This is a genomic window from Methylobacterium sp. WL103 (assembly GCF_008039885.1).
Classification (GTDB): domain Bacteria; phylum Pseudomonadota; class Alphaproteobacteria; order Rhizobiales; family Beijerinckiaceae; genus Methylobacterium; species Methylobacterium cerastii.
Map to the genome: position 1 here is coordinate 1 of NZ_VRUX01000544.1, position 2,839 is coordinate 2,839.

4 protein-coding genes and 1 pseudogene are annotated in these 2,839 nt (G+C 72.4%); 3 read left to right on the top strand and 2 right to left on the bottom strand.

The genetic code is table 11. The features are described 5' to 3' along the window. On the top strand, positions 1-306 hold a 306-nt coding region (locus tag FV222_RS22040), incomplete at its 5' end, for a Sua5 family C-terminal domain-containing protein (protein ID WP_281406906.1). A gap of 173 nt (positions 307-479) precedes the next feature. On the opposite strand, the gene wrbA is transcribed toward FV222_RS22040, so the two are convergent. Then, positions 480-1,079 (bottom strand): NAD(P)H:quinone oxidoreductase, encoded by a 600-nt coding sequence (gene wrbA / locus FV222_RS22045; RefSeq protein WP_147764146.1) that lies wholly within the window; start codon positions 1,077-1,079, stop codon positions 480-482. 140 nt (positions 1,080-1,219) lie between these two features. Here wrbA and FV222_RS22050 point away from each other — a divergent pair, with 140 nt between their 5' ends. After that, a complete protein-coding gene (locus FV222_RS22050) occupies positions 1,220-2,137 on the top strand; it encodes a LysR family transcriptional regulator (protein WP_147815644.1) in 918 nt (305 codons plus the stop codon). Here FV222_RS22050 and greA read toward each other — a convergent pair. Further along, positions 2,124-2,591, bottom strand: coding sequence for a transcription elongation factor GreA (gene greA / locus FV222_RS22055; RefSeq protein WP_147753384.1), 468 nt, complete (start codon positions 2,589-2,591; stop codon positions 2,124-2,126). The two genes, FV222_RS22050 and greA, sit on opposite strands and share 14 nt — an antisense overlap. Positions 2,592-2,755: 164 nt before the next feature. Between greA and FV222_RS22060 the strand changes: the two are divergent. Beyond that, positions 2,756-2,839: pseudogene (locus FV222_RS22060) on the top strand (pentapeptide repeat-containing protein); the annotation flags it as partial.

Consider the following 2,839-nt stretch of genomic DNA (forward strand, 5'->3'; position numbering starts at 1 on the left):
GGCCCGGGGCTTCTCGCCTCGCACTACGCCCCGCGCGCGCGCCTGCGCCTCGATGCGACGGCGATCGAGCCCGACGAGGCGGTGCTGCTGTTCGGAGCCTCGCGGCCCGCCGGGATCGCGCAGGCGCGGGCCGTGCTGAACCTCAGCCCGCGCGGCGATCTCGCGGAAGCCGCCGCCCGGCTGTTCGCGGCTTTGCGCGCCCTCGACGCCTCCGGCGCGACGACGATCGCGGTGTCGCCGATCCCCGCGGACGGCCTCGGCGAGGCGATCCTCGACCGGCTCGGACGGGCCGCGGCGCCGCGCTGAAATAATTGTTGCGCCTCGCGGAACCGATGCGTGGGCGGGGTGTTTCCCATCCACGAAGGTCAGTTCAGCCCCCAATGGCCTTTTCCCTTTCAGGCTCGGAGCAATCCGAGCCTTTTTTCTTGCGCGCCGTCCTCAGGCGGCCTCGGCGCGATGGCCGGAGCCGCCGGCGCGGATCAGCCCGCGAGCTTGGCGGCGATCCCGGCCACGTGCCGGCCCTGGAACTTCGCTCCGTCGAGTTCCACCGCGCTCGGCCGGCGCGATCCGTCGCCGCCCGCGATCGTGCTGGCGCCGTAGGGCGTGCCGCCCGCCACCGTGCCGACGTCGTTCATCCCCTGGAACGCGTAGGGCAACCCGACGATCACCATGCCGTGGTGCAGCAGCACGGTGTGGAAGCTGGTGATCGTCGTCTCCTGCCCGCCATGCTGCGTGGCGGTGGAGGTGAACACCGAGCCGACCTTGCCGACCAGCGCGCCCTTCGCCCAGAGGGCACCGGTCTGGTCGATGAACTGCTTCATCTGCGCGGCCATGTTGCCGTAGCGGGTCGGCGTCCCGAAGATGATCGCGTCGTAGTCGGCGAGCTCGTCGGGCTGGGCGATCGGGGATGACTGGTCGAGCTTGTAGTGCGACTGCCGCGCGACCTCTTCCGGCACCAGCTCGGGCACGCGCTTCACGTGCACCTCGGCGCCGGCCTCGCGGGCGCCCTCGGCGGCGGCGTGGGCAAGCGTCTCCACGTGGCCCCAGGAGGAATAGTACAGCACCAGGATCTTGGTCATCGTCGGCTTCCGTTCGCAGGGCCGGGCGGCCGGGCCGGGATCGGCGGCCGCCTCGCGCTGGCCGCAAGATCGTCCCGGCCGGGCCTTGCGCAAATGCCCCAATCTGCAAGAACGATCTTGCATGCGTGCAAGGTTTACGGATGGCGACGCCCTGGGACGACTTCCGCCTGGTCAAGGCCATCGCCGACCACGGCGGGCTGACGGCGGCCGCCACGCGGCTCGGCATCAACCACTCGACGGCGTTCCGGCGCCTGACGGCGATCGAGGCGGCGCTCGGCACCCGACTGTTCGAGCGCTCGCGCACCGGCTACGCGGCGACGCAGGCCGGGACCGCGATGGTCGCGGCGGCCGGCGCCATGGAGGAGACCGCGTCGCAGTTCGCGCGCGAGGTCGCCGGGCGCGCCTCCGAACCCACCGGCCAGCTCCGGGTCACCGCGCCGTCGGGCCTCGTCACCGACCTGCTGATGCCGATCTTCGCCGCGTTCCGCGCGCACCGCCCGGGCATCCACCTCGACGTGGTGGTGTCCGACGACGCGCTGAACCTCTCGCGCCGCGACGCGGACGTGGCGGTGCGCGCCAGCAACGACCCGTCGCCCAACCTGTTCGGGCGCCGCCTCGCGACCCTCGGCTGGGCGCTCTACGGCCGCGCCGACCGGGCGGAAGCGGACCCGCGCCGGGCGGATTGGGTGACGCTTTCGGAGGCGGTCGGCGACGGGCGGTTCCTGCGCTTCGTCGCCGAGCACGGCGACCCGGAGCGCATCGCCCTTCGTCTCAACACGGTGACCGGACTGTGCGAAGCGGTGGAGGCCGGCATCGGGATCGGGCTTTTGCCCTGCCTCAGCGCCGACGCGCGGCCGGCCTTGCGCCGCCTCGGGTCGGCCGAGCCGCCCTTCGCCGACAGCCTGTGGATGCTGACCCACCCGGACCTGCGCCACTCGGTGCGCGTCCGGGCCTTCATGGACTTCGTCGGCGACGCGGTCGTGGCGTTGCGCCCGATGCTGGAAGGGCGGCCATCGCCCGAGCGCCGGGCGCGCGAGCCTGTGCTCAACCGGCCTTGATCTCCAAAATCTCGACCTCTTGCCCGTTCACTTCGACGACGTCGCCGACGCCCTTGCCGGTGATCGCCCGGGCGAGCGGGGCGACGTAGGCGATCGAGCCCTTGGCCGGGTCCGCCTCGTCCTCGCCGACGATGTGGAAGGTCTGGCGGGCGTCGTCCTCGCGCTGGACCGTCACCGTCGAGCCGAAATGCACCGTGTCGCCCTCGACCGCCTCGACGAGCTGGGCCGTGCCGAGCCGCGTCGTCCAGTAGCGCAGGTCGCGCGTGACGCGGGCGGTGTCGGCCTTGTCGTCGGGCGTGAGCTTGGCCTGCTCCGCCTGGAGGCGCGCGACCTCCTTCTCGATCTGCTCGAGCCCGGCCGGGGTGACGAAGTTGGTGTGGGGGGAGATCGGGCGGTCGGGGAGGTCCTCGAAGGCTTCCCCGCCCTCCTTCTCGCGAACGAATGCAATGCTCATGCGGCAAGAATGCCCGAGCTTGCGCCGCGGTTCCGTTCGGCCGCCGACTCAATCACCCGCGGGCGGCCAGTCGAGGCCGCGCGGGTTCAGCCGACCTCGACCACCGTCCGCCCGCGGACCTTGCCCGAGAGGATGTCGGGCCCGAGGCCGCCGACCTCGGCGAGGCCGACCTCAGCGGCACGGATTTCCGCGGCATCGTCGCCGGCCAGGCGAGCTTCCGCGAGGCGATGCTGGAGGATGCGCGCTTC